This is a genomic window from Serratia sp. YWN4 (assembly GCF_055790845.1).
On sequence record NZ_CM147696.1, the window covers coordinates 1,478,472 to 1,499,726 of the forward strand.

Annotated in this window: 24 protein-coding genes and 1 riboswitch; of the genes, 4 read left to right on the forward strand and 20 right to left on the reverse strand. The window is 52.0% G+C overall.

Features of this window, described 5'->3' with window-relative positions:
• Window positions 1-2: 2 nt before the first annotated feature.
• Window positions 3-758 carry a GntR family transcriptional regulator gene (locus ACX9GT_RS06910; RefSeq protein WP_473190411.1) on the forward strand — a complete coding sequence of 252 codons (756 nt, stop codon included), beginning with the start codon at window positions 3-5 and terminating at the stop codon, window positions 756-758.
• A 280-nt stretch (window positions 759-1,038) separates the two neighbouring features.
• On the opposite strand, the gene dcuC is transcribed toward ACX9GT_RS06910, so the two are convergent.
• From dcuC to ACX9GT_RS06930, 4 genes are all read right to left on the reverse strand, one after another.
• Entirely contained in the window at window positions 1,039-2,409 is a 1,371-nt protein-coding gene (dcuC, locus tag ACX9GT_RS06915; RefSeq protein ID WP_473190412.1) for a C4-dicarboxylate transporter DcuC, read from the reverse strand.
• Between the two features lie 15 nt (window positions 2,410-2,424).
• Complete coding sequence (locus ACX9GT_RS06920) at window positions 2,425-3,249, reverse strand: alpha/beta fold hydrolase (protein ID WP_473190413.1); 825 nt, start codon at window positions 3,247-3,249, stop codon at window positions 2,425-2,427.
• Window positions 3,250-3,360: 111 nt separating this feature from the next.
• Window positions 3,361-4,218, reverse strand: a complete 858-nt coding sequence (locus ACX9GT_RS06925) for a MurR/RpiR family transcriptional regulator (protein ID WP_473190414.1) — start codon at window positions 4,216-4,218, stop codon at window positions 3,361-3,363.
• 374 nt (window positions 4,219-4,592) lie between these two features.
• Window positions 4,593-4,799, reverse strand: coding sequence for a hypothetical protein (locus tag ACX9GT_RS06930; protein WP_473190415.1), 207 nt, complete (start codon window positions 4,797-4,799; stop codon window positions 4,593-4,595).
• A gap of 752 nt (window positions 4,800-5,551) precedes the next feature.
• On the opposite strand from ACX9GT_RS06930, the gene ACX9GT_RS06935 reads away from it, so the two are divergent.
• Window positions 5,552-7,000 carry a GGDEF domain-containing protein gene (locus ACX9GT_RS06935; protein ID WP_473190416.1) on the forward strand — a complete coding sequence of 483 codons (1,449 nt, stop codon included), beginning with the start codon at window positions 5,552-5,554 and terminating at the stop codon, window positions 6,998-7,000.
• A 2-nt stretch (window positions 7,001-7,002) separates the two neighbouring features.
• On the opposite strand, the gene ACX9GT_RS06940 is transcribed toward ACX9GT_RS06935, so the two are convergent.
• Both ACX9GT_RS06940 and ACX9GT_RS06945 read right to left on the reverse strand, forming a co-directional pair.
• A complete protein-coding gene (locus tag ACX9GT_RS06940) occupies window positions 7,003-7,164 on the reverse strand; it encodes a YnfU family zinc-binding protein (protein WP_459399480.1) in 162 nt (53 codons plus the stop codon).
• A 76-nt stretch (window positions 7,165-7,240) separates the two neighbouring features.
• Window positions 7,241-7,720: a cold-shock protein gene (locus ACX9GT_RS06945; protein WP_473191526.1), complete on the reverse strand. Its 480-nt coding sequence runs from the start codon at window positions 7,718-7,720 to the stop codon at window positions 7,241-7,243.
• A 283-nt stretch (window positions 7,721-8,003) separates the two neighbouring features.
• On the opposite strand from ACX9GT_RS06945, the gene cspE reads away from it, so the two are divergent.
• Window positions 8,004-8,213 carry a transcription antiterminator/RNA stability regulator CspE gene (gene cspE, locus ACX9GT_RS06950; protein WP_002210315.1) on the forward strand — a complete coding sequence of 70 codons (210 nt, stop codon included), beginning with the start codon at window positions 8,004-8,006 and terminating at the stop codon, window positions 8,211-8,213.
• A 46-nt stretch (window positions 8,214-8,259) separates the two neighbouring features.
• Here cspE and crcB read toward each other — a convergent pair whose 3' ends face one another.
• Window positions 8,260-8,643, reverse strand: a complete 384-nt coding sequence (gene crcB / locus ACX9GT_RS06955; RefSeq protein ID WP_473190417.1) for a fluoride efflux transporter CrcB — start codon at window positions 8,641-8,643, stop codon at window positions 8,260-8,262.
• Between the two features lie 74 nt (window positions 8,644-8,717).
• Window positions 8,718-8,780: riboswitch (Fluoride riboswitch) on the reverse strand.
• 69 nt (window positions 8,781-8,849) lie between these two features.
• Window positions 8,850-9,914 carry a diguanylate cyclase gene (locus ACX9GT_RS06960; RefSeq protein ID WP_473190418.1) on the reverse strand — a complete coding sequence of 355 codons (1,065 nt, stop codon included), beginning with the start codon at window positions 9,912-9,914 and terminating at the stop codon, window positions 8,850-8,852.
• 217 nt (window positions 9,915-10,131) lie between these two features.
• On the opposite strand from ACX9GT_RS06960, the gene tatA reads away from it, so the two are divergent.
• Complete coding sequence (gene tatA, locus ACX9GT_RS06965) at window positions 10,132-10,341, forward strand: Sec-independent protein translocase subunit TatA (RefSeq protein WP_473190419.1); 210 nt, start codon at window positions 10,132-10,134, stop codon at window positions 10,339-10,341.
• Between the two features lie 94 nt (window positions 10,342-10,435).
• Here tatA and lipA read toward each other — a convergent pair whose 3' ends face one another.
• The 12 genes from lipA to lptE form a co-directional block, all read right to left on the reverse strand.
• A complete protein-coding gene (lipA, locus tag ACX9GT_RS06970; protein WP_473190420.1) occupies window positions 10,436-11,401 on the reverse strand; it encodes a lipoyl synthase in 966 nt (321 codons plus the stop codon).
• Window positions 11,394-12,062: a lipoyl(octanoyl) transferase LipB gene (gene lipB, locus ACX9GT_RS06975; protein WP_473190421.1), complete on the reverse strand. Its 669-nt coding sequence runs from the start codon at window positions 12,060-12,062 to the stop codon at window positions 11,394-11,396. The genes lipA and lipB overlap by 8 nt, the downstream gene beginning before the upstream one ends.
• 109 nt (window positions 12,063-12,171) lie before the next feature.
• Window positions 12,172-12,438, reverse strand: coding sequence for a DUF493 family protein YbeD (ybeD, locus tag ACX9GT_RS06980; protein ID WP_021180010.1), 267 nt, complete (start codon window positions 12,436-12,438; stop codon window positions 12,172-12,174).
• Window positions 12,439-12,542: 104 nt separating this feature from the next.
• Window positions 12,543-13,754, reverse strand: a complete 1,212-nt coding sequence (gene dacA / locus ACX9GT_RS06985; protein WP_473190422.1) for a D-alanyl-D-alanine carboxypeptidase DacA — start codon at window positions 13,752-13,754, stop codon at window positions 12,543-12,545.
• Between the two features lie 170 nt (window positions 13,755-13,924).
• On the reverse strand, window positions 13,925-14,995 hold the full coding sequence (gene rlpA, locus ACX9GT_RS06990) for an endolytic peptidoglycan transglycosylase RlpA (protein ID WP_473190423.1): 1,071 nt from the start codon (window positions 14,993-14,995) through the stop codon (window positions 13,925-13,927).
• 10 nt (window positions 14,996-15,005) lie between these two features.
• A complete protein-coding gene (mrdB, locus tag ACX9GT_RS06995; RefSeq protein ID WP_473190424.1) occupies window positions 15,006-16,118 on the reverse strand; it encodes a peptidoglycan glycosyltransferase MrdB in 1,113 nt (370 codons plus the stop codon).
• 8 nt (window positions 16,119-16,126) lie between these two features.
• The gene (gene mrdA, locus ACX9GT_RS07000; RefSeq protein ID WP_473190425.1) at window positions 16,127-18,022 is read right to left on the reverse strand and encodes a peptidoglycan DD-transpeptidase MrdA; all 1,896 of its coding nucleotides are present in this window, start codon (window positions 18,020-18,022) and stop codon (window positions 16,127-16,129) included.
• A 38-nt stretch (window positions 18,023-18,060) separates the two neighbouring features.
• Window positions 18,061-18,531 carry a 23S rRNA (pseudouridine(1915)-N(3))-methyltransferase RlmH gene (rlmH, locus tag ACX9GT_RS07005; protein WP_473190426.1) on the reverse strand — a complete coding sequence of 157 codons (471 nt, stop codon included), beginning with the start codon at window positions 18,529-18,531 and terminating at the stop codon, window positions 18,061-18,063.
• Between the two features lie 3 nt (window positions 18,532-18,534).
• Window positions 18,535-18,852, reverse strand: coding sequence for a ribosome silencing factor (gene rsfS / locus ACX9GT_RS07010; protein WP_473190427.1), 318 nt, complete (start codon window positions 18,850-18,852; stop codon window positions 18,535-18,537).
• A 151-nt stretch (window positions 18,853-19,003) separates the two neighbouring features.
• Complete coding sequence (gene nadD, locus ACX9GT_RS07015; RefSeq protein WP_473190428.1) at window positions 19,004-19,666, reverse strand: nicotinate-nucleotide adenylyltransferase; 663 nt, start codon at window positions 19,664-19,666, stop codon at window positions 19,004-19,006.
• Window positions 19,656-20,690, reverse strand: a complete 1,035-nt coding sequence (holA, locus tag ACX9GT_RS07020; protein WP_473190429.1) for a DNA polymerase III subunit delta — start codon at window positions 20,688-20,690, stop codon at window positions 19,656-19,658. The genes nadD and holA overlap by 11 nt, the downstream gene beginning before the upstream one ends.
• Window positions 20,687-21,247 carry an LPS assembly lipoprotein LptE gene (gene lptE, locus ACX9GT_RS07025; RefSeq protein ID WP_473190430.1) on the reverse strand — a complete coding sequence of 187 codons (561 nt, stop codon included), beginning with the start codon at window positions 21,245-21,247 and terminating at the stop codon, window positions 20,687-20,689. Before lptE ends, holA begins: the two co-directional genes overlap by 4 nt.
• Window positions 21,248-21,255: the final 8 nt, after the last annotated feature.

Genomic DNA, 21,255 nt, shown 5'->3' on the forward strand with positions numbered 1-21,255 from the left:
GTATGTTTGAGTCTGACGGACTTCCACTGTATCTCAGGATAAAAGGTATTATCCTGCAACGAATCATCACCTTTACCTATAACGATAAACTCCCCGGCGAGCTGCTGCTCGCCGACGAGTTCAAAGTCGCGCGCGGTACCATCAAACAAGCGATTGATTCACTAGCCAGCATCGGCATGGTTTACCGCGAGCAGGGTAAAGGCACCTTTATCAATCGTGATGCGCTGCATAAACACTATACCGATCTACCGGAGGCCTTGGTGACCTTCAACTCGGCAACGCCGGTTGAGGTGGAAATCCTCTCCCTGTTATCGACCATGGCCAGCCAAGAAGTGGCGGAGCGGATGGGGTTGGACTTAGGCAGCCAGTTGATGCGCCTGGAACGCGTGTTTATGCAGGGGGAGAAAGTGGTTGGCCATGCGGTCACCTATTTAAATGGCCGGGTGTATAACGATCTGAGCCATGTGGACAATAGCAGCCCGTTGTATGGGCAACTGCGGGAAACCTTCGGCTATTCCCCGACCAAGGCAGCGGAGCGCTATTCACCGGCGATCTGCGACGCCAAATTAGCCCATTTGTTGAACATCGAGCAGGGTTGCGCACTGTTTAGAATCGAACGCACCGCCAGTAACCTGGATGATGTGGTGCTTGAGTACAGCGTTACACATATGCAGGATGCGGCATTATCGTTACAGATCGTTGCTAATCAGAGCGTGGTGAACCAGCAATGGAATTGTACCATCGATAAAACCCGGTAGGCTTTACCGATGGAGCCAGCCATTACACCATCGGGCGGATGATCGCCCACATCCGTTCCCAGTTAATCAGCACCAACAATACGGCGGCAGCGAACAGGACAAACATGATCCTCGAGAACATATCAACACTCCTTGTTAATAACATCAGAACTTTTCACGCCAAGTGGCTGATAGGCAGTGTACAACTGGATCACGAGGTTATATATACCCGTTCGATGATTTCAGAATAGATTAGGTAGATGGGTGGGGCGGCGAGTTTGCCGCCCTAAATGTCAGAGAGTTAATTCAGAATACCGTTCAGCACCAGCATGGTAATCATCCCGCCAACAGCCGGGATCAGCGTGCGGCGCACGATCATAAATGGTGAGCACTCACCGGCTTTACTGACGGCAATAATGACGCCTGCCACCGGGGAAATCGATCTTCCCATCCCCGCCATGAGTTGCATCGGCAGGATCATGCTCACGGCGCTTTCACCAAACTTGGCGGCAATACCGGGTGCCAGGCCGGAAAACGAGAAGAAAGCAGCCACGCCAGAACCGGTCAGTGCAGCGGTTACGCAGACCAACAGCGCCATCACAACGGTCATATTGCCGAAGCCAAAACCGGCGGCCTGAACGGTTTGGATGATAAAGTCCACGGCACCGATGATTTGCAGCCCTTGAGCGAAAACGTCGGCACATACCAGCAGAGAGACGATGCTGGTGAACATCGAGCCCATCCCTTTGAAAAACACCTGAATACCTTTACAGGCCGCTTTGAAATCCCGTCTGACCAGCAGTTCGCAGAAAAATGCCAGCAGGGTGCCGATAATCATCGCGGTGACCACGTCGATCTTGATACTGCTGACAAGCAGCGGGCTGAACACAATCACCAGAATCACCGGGAAAACCGGCAGGAAGGCATAGAATGCTGGTACTTTTTCGCTGCTCTCATCGGCCTGTGGCTGGTGGTATTGCTGAGCAACCACGTGCCCGTCTTTGGCATCAAAATAGCGCGCGGTGAAGAAGATCAAGACGGACACGACCAGCATGACCCCGGTGGCTACCGGCAGTTGGTAGTGAGCAAAGTAGATCGCCGTTTCCATACCGGCATGTTTTGCCGCCAGGTTCGCGGTGCCCACCGCCGGGCCGAGATCCATAAACGCCGACATACCGATCATCGACGCGGCTGCGGCTTTACTGACGCCTAAGCCCACCAATACCGGGAAGAAGGTGACCAATAACAGCATGGCCAAGCCTGCTGCACTGGAGATCGCCACGTGCAGCAACTGGGACAAGATGTAGCCGATTGCCAGGATCAGATAAGGAGCCTTGATCATCTGCAACGGTTTGATGCACAGATTTACCATCGAGTTAGAGGCTTTGATGTGATCCATATAATCGGCAAAACCACCTGCCGCCATAATGATCAAACCGATACCGGCGATCTGGGTGGTCAACGACTCTTTAACAAACGCGAAAATATCCCCGCCGACCCAGCCGATGGATTTTGCTTTGCCGTACAGTATTGATTGTTCCGGAAAGAAGATTGCCGTGATGAGCAATAAACTCAACCCGGCCAACAGCAGTACGGCCTGTGGTTGGTAGTTTTTGATAATAAACCAGGCGGCAAGTACGGTAACGATTATGCCGATTATAAATCCAGTCATCATAATCCCCTATTTTCAGTGATTGGCGATAAATTCATGCAGCAAAGCGTTGTAATATTCCGGGGCCTGAAAATAAGGCGCATGGCCCAGACCGGGCATATCAATGTGTTGGGTATAGGACACCAGTGCTAACAGATCGGCTTTTAATTTCGGCTGTACTACGCCATCTTTTTCACCGGTCAAGATTAACGTAGGCACGGCTATTTGCGGCAGCAGAGGGCGGTTATCAGCCAGTTGCAGCATCCGCGTTGCGCGTCTCAGGCCTTCCAGGTTGGTTTCAGCCGCAATTTCAGCGGCATAATCCAACACCGAGGCAGGCACCTCCGGGAACGGTAACAAATCACGCGCGCGGTTTTTGCCATAGGCTTCGCGGCCGATTTCGGCCAGCTCTCTAAGCCGTATTTCCAGCTTTTCTGAGATCGGTGCTGTCGCTGGTGCGCCATAGCCCGGATGGGTGCAGGACAATACCAGACTCTTGATTTTGTCGGGATGCCGGGCAGCGTAGCGGCTGGCAACGGTTCCCCCCATTGAGTGCCCGACCAGGGACACTTTTTTATCACCAAGGTGCAAAATCAGGTCATGCAACATCTGCTCATAGGCATCAATATCGGCGGCCACCAGCGCGGAGTTGGCGTAACCCGGCGCATCCCAGGCGGCAATACGATAAGAGGGGGATAGCGCGGCAAACTGGAATGGCCAGGCTTTGGAACTGCCGAGAATACCGTGCAGGAAGATAATAGTTTCACCCTCTCCGCAGGTGCGGAAGGATAAATTCCCCTGTGATGTGGTGAGTGTTTGTTGCTCAGGGCAAACAGGAATCTCTCTGTTTTCACTGCTCATAATAAAAACCTCGTTGAATAAAATAAATACCAGTGCTGGGTATCGCTAATTTCAGATAAAAGCTGCCCGTAGATAAAGAAATTATTTATCTTAAAGTTAATTAATTGCTATTTATTTGCTAAAAACATTAAAGGCTTCAAATAAGGATTCCATAACGTGGAAGTTGTCACCCAATTCAGTATCGGTAACCTCCCCCATATAATTCACCAGCGCTTCAATCAACACAAATCCGGCGCTGCGGCTACTGAACAGCCCGCTGTGCTGGCTCTCCATCAGCAACAGTGCGGTAGCGAAGTGGCTGAACGGATTGACGGCGTTATCGGTGATCACGATGGTATCCCCGCGGTTTTGATAAAACCATTTGATCAGCCGCGTAGTCACGCTGGAGAAACGGTAATAGGAGATGGCAAGTAACACATCACCTTTGCGTGAGTCGATTAATTTATGCGGCAGGTTGGCAATATTGGCATCAAGCAGCACAATGTCTTTCTTGATATATCGACCAAGCAGATAAAAATATTCTGCCAAAGCGTGCGCTGTTGCGCTGCCAATCACATAAAGCCGCTTTTCCGGATCGCAAATCAGCGAAATGGTTTTCTCCAGATCCTTTCTATTGATGTTCTTTAGCGTATTGTTAATATTGTTGGTGATTTCGCTACAGTGTTTCTCAATATAATCAATGCCATTCTTTGTGTTGTTTTTTTTATTAAAACGCTCGATGGGCGAAATGTTTCTGCGCAGCTCGGGCTCACTGGTGGATTCTTTAAAATCTCGGAACCCGTTGAAGCCGATTTTCATCATAAATCGCCCCAGCGTTGATTTGGCAATATCGACTTCATTACAGATATCAATGACTTTACTGTAGGGGATTGACTCAAAATGTTTGTCAAAGTAGTCAATGATACGCCTGTCGGTATCGGTAAGGTTACCCAGGCTGGCAATGCGTTGAGAGAAATCAGCTCTGTTCATGTCATCTTTCCCTCTGCGCTAATGCTTTATCCATTAATAGCAAAACCCAAGGTGGAAAAAAGGGGAATCAAAAATTCCCTTGTCAGAAGTGTGTGTCATCTCTCATTCCCTTCAGATCCACGCTGCTGCCGGGCTACGGCTGTACCTTGAATTCGCCATGTTGCTCAAACCAGACCACCGTAAACGGAGATCTTCTCACCGTTATGCCCTATGCCCGGCAGAGTAGCAAAGCGCTTGTGAATGGAGAGGGGGAGGGCGGGAGATCAAGCTATAAATGATGCGGTAGGGTTTCAAGTACCCATCATTTCATTAAGTAACCCCCGCACAATATCATCGTTCAGCATTGTGCGGGGGGGGTCAGCCTGGTGGCAGAGTTACTTTTTTTCTACGGCAGTCTGGATGGCATCAGCGAGGGAGCCAATGTATTTTTCTGCCGTCTTTAATTGGTATTCAACACCGTTGCCGTCATTAGTGTCAGACAGCGTTGCCTTCAAGAGTTCCAGTGCCGCCTGCACGGCCAGTAATCTGCGCTTTTGCTCTTCTGTTGGTGCGAGCCCGGAGCCAAAATAATTCTCTAACATATTCGTTTTCCTTTGCTAGACCTACCGAAATGGCAGACAACATGCTGTATATTGAGGTTATCTCCGCGTTTTTCAAGGTATTTTCTGAATATTTTGCTGTTTATTCAATGGTTGATGCAACTCGCTGATAATTCCATCAGAAGTTACATCTATCAGAGTAGCCTTACTTTTACATGACAGTTCTATACATTTTTGCTGGTAGTTTAGAACTTACCCGATGATGTTGTGTTATTTCTTTTCTGTAGCGTATAGATATCCCTAATTGACGTTTATCCCGCCTTGTGCGGGATTTTTTTATGCCACGCAGGCTCAGCCGTTCGGGAGAAGAACCGCTGTGCAAGTGCGTCGTCGTAAGGTGGGGTCTGCAAGAAGCATGGATCAAGCCAATGATTGCGGCGGGCTTTTTTGATTGCGCTTTGGGGGAAGTTGCAGGAAAATATGTATAAGCACCGATAAATATTAGAAAATATGTTACGCCCTTTCAATTTATCAGCATTAGCTATTTTTCGAGTTGTAACTTTCTAAGCTATGCTTACATAAGGCGTTTTTATTAAGGACTTATTCTGGTGAATGCGAACCTCTAATTCCCCAAAAGTGAATTAAGCTGATTCCATTAAATAAGGAGCTGTACAGTTTTCTGATTGATTAATCTGGTTTTTTTAGATGAGAACTGGATTTTTCATTCTCACTTTGCCGGGTAAAGAGAATATGCACAAAATAATTATGGTTATTTCAACTTCGTGGTTCAGATCATGAACGTTGGATTACATTCGACGCAACGTTTGCCTGCCATGATCCTGCTGATAAATCTTTTTATGCTGGCCTTCGTGCTTTCTTTGGTGGGTATTTTTACTCGCCCTTTGGGAGCACTTTCGCTGTTTTGGCCAGTGAATGCCATTCTGCTTGGGTTGTTGCTGCGTAAACCTGGTTATGCCACGGTTGTGGGATGGGGAGCCATCTACCTGGGCATGGTTGTTGCCGGTTTGGTCACCGCAGGGGGATGGTCGCTCGCGCTTTGGCTCAACGCCTGCAATATGGCGCTGATTGTTACCGGTTATGTGGTGATGTTGAGGTTGCCACAATCCCAGCGACGATTAGGGAAACCGCAGGCGATTTTATACATGTTCACTGCGTGTTTTCTCGGGGCGGCGATCTCTGCCACGTTGTCGGTGTTGCGTCATGACAGCCTGTTCAATAACACGCCCTTTATTGCCTGGGGAGCGTGGTTCAGCGAGCAATTCTCGACTAACCTGCTGATCTTGCCTGTGATCCTGGCCGCTCCGCGCTTGAGACAACTGTTACGTATTCAGATACATTGGCAATGGCGTACCAGTATGCCGTTACTGACGTTGTTGTGCTCGCTGGCGTTCAGCGTGTATATCGGTGGGCCGGGAGCGATAGCCTTCCCTATTCCGGCATTACTTTGGTGTGCGGTGAGCTATCAGTTGTTTGCCGTCACTTTGCTGACGTTACTCACCGGTATTACCCAGATTATCACCGTTGCTACCAACATGATGTTGTATGAAATACCAGGGCCTCAAGTTGCCATGCTGGATACGCTGATGTCAGCCCGTTTGGGGATTGCCATGTTGGTGATGGGGCCGCTGATCCTCGCCAGTTCGCTGGTCGTGAACCGCAAACTGCTGCGCCAACTGAACCACACTGCCAATCATGATTTGCTCACTGGCGCATTGGGGCGCAGTGCATTTACGCGTAAAGCCAGGGAATTGCTGGAGCATAAGTATCAAGCGAAGGAGGTGGTATCACTACTGTTACTCGACATCGATCATTTTAAACTGATTAATGATATGTATGGCCATGTGATCGGCGATCAGGTGTTGGCAACATTTTCCCATCTTCTGCGGCGTGAATTGCGCCACGATCAGCTGTTTGGCCGTCTAGGTGGTGAGGAGTTTGCCATCATGATGCCGCGTGCGCTGGCCGTACAAGCCGTGGCATTGGGGGAGCATCTGCGCAGGCGAGTGGAAAATGCTGATATGAACCCAACGGGTAAAACACCGCTGCGGATCACCATAAGCGTCGGTGTTGCCAGTTTGGCAATGAATGAGGTGAAATCCCTCGAACAACTAATGAATATGGTGGATATTGCGCTGTATCGTGCCAAGTCTCAAGGCCATAATCGTGTTGAATCTTTTAACATGATCAACAGTAATACACTGAATCATAACATGTTCAAATAACTTCAACCCTGTTTCGGCGTGAACTGTGTGCCGCAATTAGGGCAGATCAACGTGATATTTTTGCGCAGTTTAGAACATTGCTGTTTGGTAACATAGCTGCACTTAGGGCAGGCAATCTGAGTGGTGCGGTTGTTAAAACCTTTGACGCTAATGGATTCAGACATGGCATGTACCTGTGTCAGGTGAAAGCCCACGCTAACACAGGTGATATTAAATAGCTTTAATTGTTTTTCAACTGCTTTACAGCGCTTTTAATGCCTGCAGCGTTTCATCAATATCGACTTCATGTTCTGAGAAGGTGTGGGTCGCATTCTGGAATGTGGTAATCGACAGCATACGCAATGTCTCCATCGCCTGCGGTGTTTCAGCCACTTGCGGGCGGATACGGTTCATCAGTAAACCGACCGAGAGCACGGTGTTTTCTTTATCAACATCCGCCTTTACCGGCACTTCTTTGCTGAAGGTATGAAAGGATTTGATGCTGGAGATTTTGATTCTTTCATTAGCAATAGTGATGTATTTACTGAGTGCCTGCACTTTGACCGCGTAGGCGGATGGCCCTTTGGTATTATTGGTGGGTTCAAACGTCACCAGCGCATTTTTCTTAATCAGCTCTGGGTTTTGCACTTTAATCACGTGAAAATAACGATTTTCCCCGTTCTCGTCGGTGATAAAGCCGAAGCCTTTGTCTTCAAAAAAAGTCGTTATCTTGCCGTTCATCATCATTCTCATAAAGTCGTTCGTAACAGTGTTTATAATAGCGCGGAATGCCCTGTTGCGACAGGGGGGCGGTATTCTGCGGTAAAAGCAGAGCGGTTCTCAGAGGATCGGGCTGCTTTGCTAAAGATTGCTGATTGTAACAATCAATTTACTGCGCCGATTACGGACTTTTTCACTTTTTATCGATTTTATGTGATCTCGGTTGTGGACAAAATCCCATCTAATTGCTGTACTGTATTGGACACACGTTTTGTGTCTTACATTCACGTTAAAGGTAAGTTTGATGTCTAAGATTAAAGGTAGCGTTAAGTGGTTTAATGAATCCAAAGGTTTCGGCTTCATTACTCCGGAAGATGGTAGCAAAGACGTTTTCGTCCACTTCTCTGCCATCGCTAGCAATGGTTTCAAAACTCTTGCTGAAGGCCAGCGTGTAGAATTTGAGATCACGAACGGTGCCAAAGGGCCATCTGCTGCTAACGTTATCGCTATCTAAGCTACAGTAGCCGAAATTCTTAAAACCCGCTCCATGAGCGGGTTTTTTATTGCCCGCTCAGCCAACTGACCAGCATGAAAGCCAGCAGCGTCATGGCCAGTGAACCGGCCAGGTTGAGCAGCATATTGGCGATTGCCCAGACCAGCCGCCCATCCTGCAACAGATAAACCACCTCGACAGAGAATGTAGAAAAAGTGGTTAATCCACCACAAAAACCGGTGGTGATCAGCAACTTCCAGGTTGGATCTATGTGTGTCATACGCGTAAACAGCGCGAGAGCCAAACCGATAATGAACCCTCCGAGCAGGTTTACGGTCAGCGTGCCCAAGGGAATATGCTGATGCAATGGATTCATCTTCATACTCACTATCCAACGCAACGCACTGCCTAAACCACCGCCAATAAACACGGCCAGTAAAGAACTCAACATGATCGAAAACCCTTTCACAAAAAATTGAGGAAACTCAGAAAGGTTCAGGCGTAACGCTACGCACCCCTCTGAGAGGTTACGTAGACATCATCAGCCGGTGAGGGCGGTTATGGAGGAATGTCATCTCCGTCTGTCGGCTCAGGTATTTCCCCAGGCCCGAGGGATTTTACACGCTGTGGCGGCGGTTTTGTAGTCTGACCATTCAGTCAGGGCTGGGGGATCGCGAGTTCTTGACGGTTGCGACCATTATTTTTAGCCCGATACAGGGCACCATCGGCCGCTTTCAGCCATTCCTGATAGCCGTGCATCCCTGATTGATACTCAGCGATGCCAGCACTGATATACAACTTTAACTCAGGAGCTTCGCGGAAAATGATTTCGCTTAAACGTTCCTGAATGCGTTTCAAGGCCAGGCTGGTTTGCTCGGCGGTGGTATTCGGTAACACGGCGCCAAATTCATCACCGCCGTAACGGCCTACGATATCAACCACGCGTAATCCCAAGAGCAACTCTTCCGCAAGAACGATCAGCGCTTCATCTCCCAGAGCATGGCCGAAGGTATCGTTAATCGTTTTGAAGTGATCAATGTCTATCAGGATCAGCGTGGCTTTACGGTCATAACGTCGGCAACTGTCAAACTCATTGTGCAGCAGATGTTCCCAATGACGACGGTTATAGAGACCCGTCAAACCATCCCGCATACTAATACGCAATAGCTCCTGCTTTTTGGCTGCCAAGTGTTTGGCGGTATTAAAGGTGACAAAACCAAGAAATGCCGGGTAGATGAAGATCATGGGTAAACAGAGATACACCTGCTGTGGTGTGGTTTGTGGGTAGAACGGGAAACCCAGCGCGGTGCTGGTCAGCACGGCCCCAATAATCTGTGCTAACAGTCCTTTAAAGAACAGTGACAGCCCACCGGAAGCAATGTTGTTCATGCCCATCATTGACAGGATCACGACCGCTGGCAGAGCATTAAAGCCCATAACGGCCGCCCAGGCACCGCCCATCAAGGCATCTATCAGCAGATTGCGGGTTTCGGTGGCAAAGGGGTTTTCAGAACGGAGCGACCACTGATAAGCGATATGCGGCCAGATAAAACCATTAAATGCCAGTAGGATCCACATGCCAAGCGGTGGATGTAAGGGGAAGATTGCGGCGAGCACGCAAAAAAAACCAATCCCCAGACCGACAATGCGTGGCAGGTAGGTGCGCTTGGCAAAACTGATACCCGAACGTCGGGTATTGGTCGCTGATGGAGCGATGGGCATCCAACGCCTCCCCTGTGATTAATGATGCAGCGTATCATGCACTTGAGAAACGCTAAATAGAGATATATGCCCCATAATGTAAGCATAGAACATCTCTGGCAGATCTCACTCTGTTACATGTTGTTGTTGTCCTAAAGGGGAGAAAGTCGCTAAATATTGATAGGCAAGGCTTGTTCCCTCGCTGCATCTTGCAGCCATAATGAAAAAGAAGGTGAATATGGAAGGTATCAGTATTACCAAACTTCTGGTGATTGCGGTGTTGATCGTCTTGCTGTTTGGCACCAGCAAACTGCGCACTCTCGGGGCGGATTTGGGTGCTGCGCTGAAAGGCTTCAAAAAAGCCGTGGGTGAGGATACGCCACCAGCGCAAAACACGGCTGAAAGCCAGTCTGCACAACAGCAGAGCGTTGAGAAGAAAGACGTTTAATCCTGTTTTGCACTAACGCAATAAAAAACGGATGCCGTGAGGACATCCGTTTTTTGGCGTTTTTATCCGCCGAAGCGTAACAAAAGATTACGCGTTATTTCACTTCCATACCTTTCGCCTGCAAGTCAGCATGATAGGAGGAGCGCACAAACGGGCCGCAGGCGGCATGGGTAAAGCCCATCGCCATGGCTTCTTCTTTCATCTCGTCAAACTCTGCCGGGCTGACGTAGCGCTGCACCGGCAGGTGATGGCGGCTCGGTTGCAGATATTGGCCCAGAGTCAGCATGGTAACGCCATGGCGGCGCAGATCGCGCATGACTTCTACGATTTCTGCATTGGTTTCCCCCAGGCCGACCATCAGGCCCGACTTGGTTGGGATATCCGGATGCGCTTCTTTAAAACGCTCCAGCAGCTTCAGTGACCACTCATAGTTAGCACCTGGGCGCACCTGGCGATAAATACGCGGCACGTTTTCCAGATTGTGGTTGAACACGTCCGGTGGGGTCGCCGTCAGGATCTCCAGTGCGCGATCCATACGGCCACGGAAATCGGGCACCAGCGTTTCAATCTTGATATTCGGGCTTTTGGCACGGATCGCCGCGATACAGTCGGCAAAGTGCTGTGCGCCACCATCGCGTAGATCGTCGCGATCAACCGAGGTAATAACCACATAACGCAGCGCCATATCGGCAATGGTCTGTGCCAGTTTTTCCGGCTCATTGGCATCTGGCGCGACCGGGCGGCCATGAGCCACGTCGCAGAACGGGCAGCGGCGGGTACAGATGGCACCCAGGATCATGAAGGTTGCCGTACCGTGGTTAAAGCATTCAGACAGGTTTGGACACGAAGCCTCTTCGCACACTGAATGCAGACCATTTTTGCGCATCGCCGCTTTGATGCCCTGAATGCGCGTAGAGTCTGCCGGGAGTTTGATCTTCATCCACTCGGGTTTGCGTAACAGCTCCTGCCGTTCGGTGACCACCGTTTTTACCGGGATCAACGCCATTTTGTCTGCATCGCGGTATTTGACGCCGCGTTCCATCTGAATTGGTTTACTCATAATCGTGCAGGTTCCAGTTACGAAGCTCGACCGTCTGGTAGCCGAGTAAATGAACAAATTCCTGTACCAGGATTGGATGAACGTCTTCTAGGCTCACGCCAGGCACCAGCGCACTGACTTGTGTCATCTGCATTCCTGCATAACCACAGGGGTTGATACGCTGAAATGGGGCCAGATCCATGGCGACGTTCAGGGCCAGGCCATGAAATGAACTGCCTTTGCGGATGCGCAAACCCAGTGAACAAATCTTTTGCTCCCCCACATAAACGCCGGGCGCATCTGGGCGTGCGCGCGATGTTATTTTGAAATAGGTGAGGGTATTGATAACCGTGTCTTCAAGGGCGGTGACCAGTTGGCGCACGCCAACTTTGTTGCGTTTCAGATCCACCATCACGTACAGCACCTGCTGGCCAGGGCCATGGTAGGTTACCTGGCCGCCGCGATCGCTCTGCACCACCGGGATATCCCCCGGCATCAGAACGTGTTCCGCTTTGCCTGCCTGCCCCTGAGTAAACACGGGCTGATGCTGCACCAGCCACAGCTCATCGGGCGTGGATTCGGTGCGGCTGTCGGTGAAGTTGTGCATGGCTTGGGATACAGGCTCATAGGGCTGCAACCCCAGTTGACGCAAAATGATCTTATTATGTTGCAAACGAGTCATCGTCAGGTTACAGAAGTGAGAAAGTCATTATACCGAGCGCTCTGGCTCACGACCAGCATTTATCCCTCAACACACTGGCACAACTCGAACAGGCTGTGCCTGTGTGAAATTACAGCACCATGCGGACAATCTCAATGTTGCCCAACTCTTCGTATAACGTTTCCACCTGATCGATATGGGTAGCGGTAATAGTGATGGAAACGGAGTGGTAATTGCCTTTGCTGCTCGGTTTAACCTGCGGGTTATAATCCCCTGGAGCATGGCGTTGCACCACTTCAACCACCTGGTCTACCAGCTCGGGGTGTGCCAAGCCCATTACTTTGTAGGTAAAGGTGCAAGGGAATTCGAGCAGTTCGTTCAGTTTAGTTTTTTGCATGTGAATGCGCTCCGTGGGCAAAGCTGACTATAAAGTATAACTCCCGCCTTAGCGGGAGTGAGTGTTAATCATCATATGGGGGTTGAAATCCCCGGTTTCAAGCTTTAGCCAAACCAGTGGTGGAACATCAGGCGGATGTAATCCACCAGACGGCTGAAGATGCCGCCTTCTTTTACTTCGTTCAGCACCACCAGCGGGCGTTGATCGATGGTCTTGCCATCCAACTGGAAATTGATGCTGCCGACAACCTGGTTTTTGGCCAGCGGCGCGTGGATTTCTGGCGTGCTAAGCACATAGCTGGCTTTCAGATCTTTCATCCGGCCGCGTGGGATGGTCAGGAAAACGTCTTTATCCACGCCCAGCTCGACACGATCGGCATCGCCAAACCAAACAGGTTCGGAGGCAAACTCTTTACCGGCCTTGAGCGGGGAGACGGTTTCGAAGAAGCGGAAACCCCAGGTCAGCAACTTTTTACTTTCGGTTTCACGGCCTTTGAAGGTTCGGCCACCCAGCACGGCGGAGATCAACCGCATCTGGCCTTCGGTGGCGGAAGCCACCAGATTGTAGCCTGCGGCGTCAGTATGACCGGTTTTGATGCCGTCAACGTTCAGGCTGGTATCCCACAGCAGACCGTTACGGTTCATCTGGCGGATGTTGTTGAAGGTGAATTCTTTTTCTTTATAGATGGCGTATTCATCTGGTACGTCACGGATCAATGCCTGGCCGATCAGCGCCATATCGCGCGCAGAGCTGAACTGGCCTTCAGCATCCAGGCCGTGCACGGTCTGGAAGTGGGTATTTTGCAGGCCAAGCTGTTTGACGTAGGTGTTCATCAGGTTAACAAACGCATCCTGGCTGCCGGCAACGTAATCGGCCATGGCGACACAGGCGTCGTTGCCCGATTGCAGGTTGATGCCGCGCGTCAGTTTGGAGACCGGCACCCGATCGCCGGGTTTCAGGAACATCAGCGAGGAGCCTTTAAACACCGGATTACCGGTGGCCCAAGCATCTTGGCCGATGGTGACCATATCATCCTGGCCAATCTTGCCGGACTTCAACGCCTGGCCGATGACATAGCTGGTCATCATTTTGGTCAGGCTGGCGGGGTCACGACGGGCGTCGGCGTTAGATTCTGCCAATACTTTACCGGAGTTGTAATCAATCAGGATGTACGCTTGCGCATCAATTTGCGGGACACCTGGGATCATGGTTTTGATATTAACATCGTCTGCATGGGCAACTGACGCTGCGCTTATCGCGATGACGGTGCCGAGTGTTATGCTCTTGATTAAGCGAAAAGAAGTTACATGTTTCATGATCGGAACGACAACATCCGTGAGATTAAGTTAAAAAACGAGCCACACTATAACAGATGGGATCCCGGCAGGCATTAAGCATTCACCCGGCTGATAGTGGTTTAGCTGCAAGAAAATGTTTCAGCTAAAAAACGGGCTATCAGCCGTGATGGCTTGGCGGGCTTCACGTTTTAGGGTGCAGCAGTGATGAAAGATTGTTGTTGTGCTTCACTGGCCAGGCGTTGCTGTAGCTGTGCTGCCTGCTGACGGTTACTGAACGGGCCTAACTGCACGCGGTAGATATTGCCATTGGCAGATACTTTACCGGGAACGCCAAACTGTTGACTCAGTTGCTGCTGCCAGCTTTGCGCGCGCTCGGCGTTGCTCAAGGCACCGACCTGAACCACGAAATTGCCGCCTTCACTGGCCGTGCTTGCCACTACTGGCGCGGCAACGGCAGGAGCGCTGATGATCGGTGGTGGTTCTGAGCCTTCCAGCACCCCAGCTGGCAAGGCGCTTGGCGCACCCAGGAACCCGCCTCTGCGAACAGGCTCGCTGCTGCTGTCATCAACGTTTAGGCTGCTGTTGTCAATCGGGCGTACGGCTGCACCGTTGGTGACAGGGGTTTCCTGCTGTATGGGCATACCCATGCTGCTTGAGCCGAGATCCGGGCGCTGCGGCAGGGCGTAACTCTGTTTGGCAACCACGGTGCCGATGGTGCCGGGGCCGCTCAGTGATCCATCAGGGGCAACGCTGATAAAGTCCACTTTCACCTTGGTATTGCTCGTCAGGTTAAGACGATCGGCAACCGCTTTTGACAGATCGATAATCCGGCCTTGCGTATAAGGGCCGCGATCGTTGACACGCACCACCAACTGGCGGCCATTGGCCAGATTGGTGACGCGCACGTAGCTTGGGATCGGCAGAGTCGGGTGTGCGGCAGTCAGGGCATTGGGATCGAATCGTTCACCAATGGCGGTGGTATTGCCGTTGGCCTCTTCGCCATACCAGGCCGCTAAGCCGGTCTGCGAAAAGTTTTGTGGATCTTGCACGATGCGATAAGTATCGCCATTAACCTTATAGTCCTGCAACGTGCCAGGGTTATAGGGTTCATAGTGAGGTTCCACACCGCCGATTTCGGTTACTGGCCCGCTGTAGGGTTGCTGCTGTGGCGGAGCCTGTGTTTCTTCCTGCGTGGTGGTACAGGCTGAAAGTAATACCGCAACAGCCACTGCGCCGATCCAAAGCCATTCCTTACGCATTACTCACCTCTTATAGATTTTTAGACAGCATTTTCCGGTGCGTGTGGATCGACATGACGATGCCGAACCCGGCCATGAGGACGATCAGCGCCGATCCCCCATAGCTGACCAGAGGCAAAGGTACGCCAACTACCGGTAAAATACCACTGACCATGCCAATGTTAACAAACACATAAACGAACAGTATCAGCATCAAACCACCGACCATGACGCGGCCAAAGGTGGTTTGCGCCCGCGCGGCGATCATCAGCCCGCGGATGATCACCAGCAGGTACAGCACCAGCAACACCAGAACGCCGATCAGGCCAAGCTCTTCTGCCAGCACCGCGAAGATAAAGTCGGTATGGCGTTCGGGCAGGAATTCCAACTGCGACTGCGTACCGTGCAGCCAGCCTTTACCGGACAGGCCACCGGAACCGATGGCGATTTTTGACTGAATAATGTGGTAGCCGGCCCCTAAAGGATCACTTTCCGGATCGAGCAACATCATCACGCGATCCCGCTGATAGCCATGCATCAGGAAGAACCACAGCACCGGAATAAAGGCTGCCACCAGTACGGCGGCAAACGCAATCAGCTTCCAGCTCATGCCAGACAGGAACAGCACAAACAGCCCGGAAGCGGCGATCAGAATCGAGGTGCCGAGATCGGGCTGTGCGGCCACCAGCAGGGTGGGCAGGAAGATCAGCACCAGCGCGATACCGGTATTTTTCAGCGAAGGCGGGCACACGTCGCGGTTCATAAAGCGGGCCACCATCAGCGGCACGGCGATTTTAGCGATTTCCGACGGCTGGAAACGGACAAAACCCAGATCCAGCCAGCGCTGTGCCCCTTTACTGATCTGCCCGAAGGCATCCACCAGAATCAGCAGGATGACGCAGAAAATATACAGATACGGCGCCCAGCTTTCATACACGCGTGGTGGGATCTGCGCCATGACGCCCATGACGATCAGGCCCATCAGGATCTGGCCGATCTTGCGTTCCATCATGCCGACATCCTGGCCGCTGGCGCTCCACATCACAACGGCGCTGTAGACCAGCAAGGCCAGAATAAATAACAGGAAAGTGGGGTCGATATGGATTTTGGTCCAGATGGAGCCCTTTTGTTGGCTTTCAGTCATGTTCTACCTTAATCACCTTCTATACCTGGTGGCAGTGGGGCTGCATCCGGTAATTGCGTATTGTTGTCGCCCAACAGGATATGGTCGAGGATCTGGCGGGTGATGGTACCTACCGCCGGGCCTGAACCGCCGTTCTCCAGAATGATGGCGACTGAGACCGTCGGGTTGTCGTACGGGGCAAAGGCGGTCATCAGTTTATGGTCACGCAGATGCTCTGCGAGTTTGTGGGCGTTATAGGTTTCATAACCGAATACCTGTGCGGTCCCCGATTTGGCTGCGGCTTTATACGGGGTTCCTTCAAAGTACTTGCGGGCCGTACCGTTTGGCCGGTTGGCAACGCCGTACATACCGTCTTTGGCAATTTCCCAGAAGCCAGAATGGATATCACCAATCTGCTTGTGTTCTTCCTGTTGATACGGCACCAGAACCCCGTTGACTTTGGTGCTCTGCTGTAGGTGCGGTATTTTGACATTACCGTCGTTGATCAGCGTATTCAGTGCTTTGGACATCTGGATCGGCGTAGCGGTCCAGTAGCCCTGGCCGATACCCACCGGAATAGTATCCCCTTGATACCAAGGTTTCTTGTAACGTTTGAACTTCCAGTCGCGCGTCGGCATCAGGCCGGAGCGCTCTTCAGAAAGATCGATACCGGTGTAATCACCGTAGCCGAATTTGCTCAACCAGGTTGAGAGGCGATCGATACCCATATCATAGGCAACCTGATAAAAGAAGGTATCCGCAGACTCTTCCAAGGCTTTGGTGACGTTAAGGCGGCCATGGCCCCACTTTTTCCAGTCACGGAAGCGCTTTTCAGAACCGGGCAGTTGCCACCAGCCGGGATCGAACACGATGGTATTGCGGGTGATCACCCCGGCGCTGAGGGCCGATACGGCAATATAGGGTTTTACCGTTGACGCGGGGGGATAGACCCCTTGCGTGGCGCGGTTGATCAGCGGGCGGTTCGGATCGTTGAGCAACCCTTGATAATCTTTGTTGGAAATACCGTCAACGAACAGGTTCGGATCGTAGCTGGGGTTGGAAACCATCGCCAGAATGCCACCGGTGCGCGGATCGCTGACCACTACCGCTGCACGGCTGCCCACCAGCAGTTGTTCAATATAGCGTTGCAGGTTGAGATCGAGTGTCAGATAAACGTCTTTACCGGCGGAAGGCGGTTGCTCATGCAACTGGCGGATCACCCGGCCACGGTTGTTGACTTCAACCTCTTCATAGCCGGTTTTACCGTGCAGGGTATCTTCGTAAAAACGTTCAATACCCAACTTGCCAATATCGTGCGTGGCGGCATAGTTAGCCAGCTTGCCATCTTTATCCAGGCGTTCGACGTCGCGATCGTTAATCTTCGACACATAGCCGATCACGTGGGTGAGGGCAGAACCGTAGGGATAATAGCGACGCTGATAACCTTTCACTTCCACGCCGGGGAAGCGGAACTGGTTGACGGCAAAACGAGCGACCTGAACTTCGGTCAGCGCAGTTTTAACCGGGATCGAAACAAAACGGCGCGAGCGTTTGCGCTCTTTCTCAAAGTTGACGATGTCTTCATCGGTAAGATCCACGATCGGGCGTAACGCCTGTAGCGTGGCGTTGAGATCGTCGACTTTTTCCGGCATCAGCTCCAACTGGTAAATGGTGCGGTTCAGCGCCAGCGGCGTGCCGTTACGATCGTAAATAATGCCGCGGCTGGGTGGGATCGGTACCAGCTTGATTCGGTTTTCATTGGAACGGGTACGGTAATCCTCAAAGCGAACGATCTGCAGATTATACAGATTGGCAATCAGGATGCCTGTCAGCACCAGAATAACCAAAAGCGCCACCAGGGCGCGGCGTACAAACAGGGCAGATTCTGCCGTATAGTCGCGAAAAGGGTTACGATCTATGTTCATCCCGTTACTTTATTTCACTCTGTTACTGTCACCAGCGGTTATTCCCGGTGGTAAGGATGATTGGTGGTAATACTCCAGGCGCGGTAGAGACTTTCAGCCACCAAAACACGCACTAAAGGATGCGGTAACGTCAATGGCGAGAGCGACCAGCTTTGTTCTGCCGCCGCTTTACACGCCGGAGCCAGCCCTTCCGGGCCACCGATCAGCAGGCTGACGTTGCGGCCATCCTGCTTCCAGCGTTCGAGCTGTTGCGCTAACTGGGGCGTCTCCCACGCGGTTCCTGGGATATCCAAGGTGACAATGCGGTTGCCCTTGCCGACCGCTGCCAGCATCTGTTCGCCCTCTTTTTCCAGAATGCGTTTGATATCCGCATTCTTGCCGCGCTTGCCCGCCGGGATTTCGGTCAGCTCAAACGGCATGTCTTTCGGAAAGCGATGCAGGTAATCCATAAAGCCGGTCTGCACCCAGTCAGGCATTTTGCTGCCGACTGCAATCAATTGCAGTTTCACCGCTTAACTCCAGAGCTTTTCCAGTTCGTACAATTGACGGCTTTCTTCCTGCATCACGTGCACAATCACTTCGCCCAGATCAACCACCACCCAGTCAGAAACTGCCTGGCCTTTCATGCCAAACAGTTCCATCCCGATGGCTCGGGCTTCATCTACCACGCGCTCGGCAATCGACATCACGTGACGGGTTGAGGTGCCAGTGCAGATGATCATGCAATCGGTGATGCTGGATTTGCCCTGTACATCCAGAGCGATAATATCTTGGCCTTTCATGTCATCAATTTTATCGATGACGAAATCTTGGAGCGCTTTACCTTGCAAAGGTTCCCCCTCGGGTATGTTCTGTTTATCAAGCCGCGGTGTGGCCTGAATTATGATGGTATCGGTAGGATCCTACTCTGTGACTTCTGGTCACCGCCCGGTCAACCAAGGTTTTCAGCGGATACCTGAAAAAGAGCGGCGCAGTATAGCACTATCTGTATAAACCCTGTAACTCGATATAGCGTTGCACCGCGCGCGGTAACAAATCATCACAGCTGATGCCCTGATGGCGGCGCTGGCGTATTTCGGTGGCCGATATTTCCAGCTGCGGGGTATCGGCCAGATAGACATAACCCTGCGGCTGCTGGCTGAGCTGGCGGGCATCGGTAACCTGATGCTGTTCCAGCCAGTGCTGCAACTCTGGCGTATCCATCCGGCTGTTATAGCCGGGGCGCGCCAGTACCAGCAGATGACAGACCTCCATCAGCGCCTGCCAGCGATGCCATTTGTGCAGCGTCAGCAGTGAATCCTGGCCAATGATAAACGCCAGAGGCAGCGCGGTGCCACGTTCTTTACGAATCGTTTCCAACGTATCAATGGTGTAGGAGGGAGTGGTGCGATGCAGTTCACGATCGTCCACCGTAAACAACGGATTGCCGATGATCGCCAATTCCACCATTTTCAACCGTTGCTGTGGGTTAGCTTCCGGCTGCGGACGGTGAGGGGGCACATGATTTGGCAACAGGGTTACCTGACTCAGGCTAACTTCTTGAGCCAGAGCTTCAACCGGGCGCAGATGGCCGTAGTGAATCGGGTCAAAGGTGCCGCCAAAAAAGGCATGCAGCGTATTGGCATTTTCCGGTTTACTGACCATCTGAGAGACTCGTGATAAGAGGTTTGCCGCAAATCAGCATCGATAGGGATTCCAGCTCCGACCAGACAGACTGACCGTAATCCTGCTTAAGGGTAATTTCAATCTGTGCCAGCAGGTGAACGGCCTGCTGCAACTGCTGGCCCGACAGGCGTTGCAGTGCCTGGGTAATCAGGCTGCGGCGATTCTGCCAGACTTTGTGCTGGTCGAACAGCGTGCGCAGCGGGGTGTTTGCCATACGGCGCTGAAGGGTCAGCAGCATCAGCAGTTCGCGTTGCAGGGTACGCAACAGAATCACCGGTTCGACATCCTCCTGCTGCAATTGTTGCAGGATATGCCAGGCGCGCTTGCTCTTGCCTGCCAGCAGGGCATCCAGCCAGTGAAAGGGGCTGAAATGCGCGGCGTCGTTAACTGCCTGCTCAACGCGCGGCAGAGGCAACTTGCCGTCTGGATGCAGCAAGGAAAGGCGCTCCAGCGCCTGTGACAGTGCCAGCAGGTTGCCTTCATAGCAATAACACAGCAGTTGATTGGCGGCGTCATCAAGTTCCAACTGCATGGACTTGGCGCGCTGCGCCACCCAGCGTGGCAGTTGCGCCTGTTCAGGGGTTTGGCAACTGATCAACGCGCCGTTCGGGCTGAGCGCTTTAAACCAGGCGCCGTTTTCCTGCGCTTTGGTCAGGCGAGGGCCACGCAGCACCAGCAGAATATCGTCATGCAGCAAACCCGCCAGCTTGACCAACTGCTCGCCAATCGGCGCGGTTGGGCCATTTTCCGGGAAAATCAGCAACAGGGTTTGTCGGCTGGCAAACAGGCTCATGGCCTGGCAGATGCTGAAAATGGCATCCCAGTCGGTATGGACATCAAGGGAAATACTGTAATGCTCGGTAAACTGCTGTTGCTGAGCCGTTTGGCGGATCAGATCCTGGCTTTCTTGCAGCAGCAGCGGATCGTTACCGCTCAATAAATAACAAGCGCGCAACCCCTCACGGAGCTGCGCGGCAAGTTGTTCAGGATAGAGACGAATCATTGCGCTGATTGGCTTGCCGCTTTTTCATCGGCGGCAGCCGCTTTCTGTTGAATACCTATTTCCGCGGCATGCACTGTCATCAACTTACGTACCAGCTGCTGCGCGGCCTGCTGGCGCATTTCTTGCAGAATGATTTCCTGCTCGGCGTCTTTGGCCAGTGCGGTCAATGGGTTATCAAAGAACGCACGAAACACGGTGACGCTCAACGGATAGATATCACGACCCGGGATCAAAACCTGGGCCTGAACGGTCATCACCATCTGGTTTTCTGCCGTTTTACCATCCTGGAAGATCGAAACCGTATCCTGGGTCTGGGTCGACGTGACGATGCGCAGAGACGGCACATCCTTGCGAGCAGTATCACTCACAATGGTGACGCCGTTGATACGCAACTGAGAACGCACAGCACGCGTCAGCGGGCCAAAGGGATCGTAGCTGTCCAGCATCAGCTGGTGCATTTCAGTAGGGACCTGCGTGGTGCCACGCAGGTGAAAACCGCAGCCAGCGGTGACCAGCACCGCCAACCCCAGCAACAACGTCAGAATACGATGTCGCACAATGCCTC

Bases quoted from the DNA above. Each gene is read 5' to 3' on its own strand.
- lipB (WP_473190421.1), bottom strand. From the start codon at position 12,062: ATGACTCGTTTGCAACATAATAAGATCATTTTGCGTCAACTGGGGTTG.
- tatA (WP_473190419.1), top strand. From the start codon at position 10,132: ATGGAAGGTATCAGTATTACCAAACTTCTGGTGATTGCGGTGTTGATC.
- crcB (WP_473190417.1), bottom strand. From the start codon at position 8,643: ATGTTGAGTTCTTTACTGGCCGTGTTTATTGGCGGTGGTTTAGGCAGT.
- ACX9GT_RS06945 (WP_473191526.1), bottom strand. From the start codon at position 7,720: ATGAACGGCAAGATAACGACTTTTTTTGAAGACAAAGGCTTCGGCTTT.
- mrdB (WP_473190424.1), bottom strand. From the start codon at position 16,118: ATGACTGAAAGCCAACAAAAGGGCTCCATCTGGACCAAAATCCATATC.
- lipA (WP_473190420.1), bottom strand. From the start codon at position 11,401: ATGAGTAAACCAATTCAGATGGAACGCGGCGTCAAATACCGCGATGCA.
- ACX9GT_RS06910 (WP_473190411.1), top strand. From the start codon at position 3: ATGTTTGAGTCTGACGGACTTCCACTGTATCTCAGGATAAAAGGTATT.
- holA (WP_473190429.1), bottom strand. From the start codon at position 20,690: ATGATTCGTCTCTATCCTGAACAACTTGCCGCGCAGCTCCGTGAGGGG.
- ACX9GT_RS06960 (WP_473190418.1), bottom strand. From the start codon at position 9,914: ATGCCCATCGCTCCATCAGCGACCAATACCCGACGTTCGGGTATCAGT.
- ACX9GT_RS06930 (WP_473190415.1), bottom strand. From the start codon at position 4,799: ATGTTAGAGAATTATTTTGGCTCCGGGCTCGCACCAACAGAAGAGCAA.
- rlpA (WP_473190423.1), bottom strand. From the start codon at position 14,995: ATGCGTAAGGAATGGCTTTGGATCGGCGCAGTGGCTGTTGCGGTATTA.
- ACX9GT_RS06935 (WP_473190416.1), top strand. From the start codon at position 5,552: ATGAACGTTGGATTACATTCGACGCAACGTTTGCCTGCCATGATCCTG.
- ACX9GT_RS06925 (WP_473190414.1), bottom strand. From the start codon at position 4,218: ATGAACAGAGCTGATTTCTCTCAACGCATTGCCAGCCTGGGTAACCTT.
- ybeD (WP_021180010.1), bottom strand. From the start codon at position 12,438: ATGCAAAAAACTAAACTGAACGAACTGCTCGAATTCCCTTGCACCTTT.
- mrdA (WP_473190425.1), bottom strand. From the start codon at position 18,022: ATGAACATAGATCGTAACCCTTTTCGCGACTATACGGCAGAATCTGCC.
- ACX9GT_RS06920 (WP_473190413.1), bottom strand. From the start codon at position 3,249: ATGAGCAGTGAAAACAGAGAGATTCCTGTTTGCCCTGAGCAACAAACA.
- nadD (WP_473190428.1), bottom strand. From the start codon at position 19,666: ATGGTCAGTAAACCGGAAAATGCCAATACGCTGCATGCCTTTTTTGGC.
- dacA (WP_473190422.1), bottom strand. From the start codon at position 13,754: ATGAAACATGTAACTTCTTTTCGCTTAATCAAGAGCATAACACTCGGC.
- ACX9GT_RS06940 (WP_459399480.1), bottom strand. From the start codon at position 7,164: ATGTCTGAATCCATTAGCGTCAAAGGTTTTAACAACCGCACCACTCAG.
- dcuC (WP_473190412.1), bottom strand. From the start codon at position 2,409: ATGACTGGATTTATAATCGGCATAATCGTTACCGTACTTGCCGCCTGG.
- cspE (WP_002210315.1), top strand. From the start codon at position 8,004: ATGTCTAAGATTAAAGGTAGCGTTAAGTGGTTTAATGAATCCAAAGGT.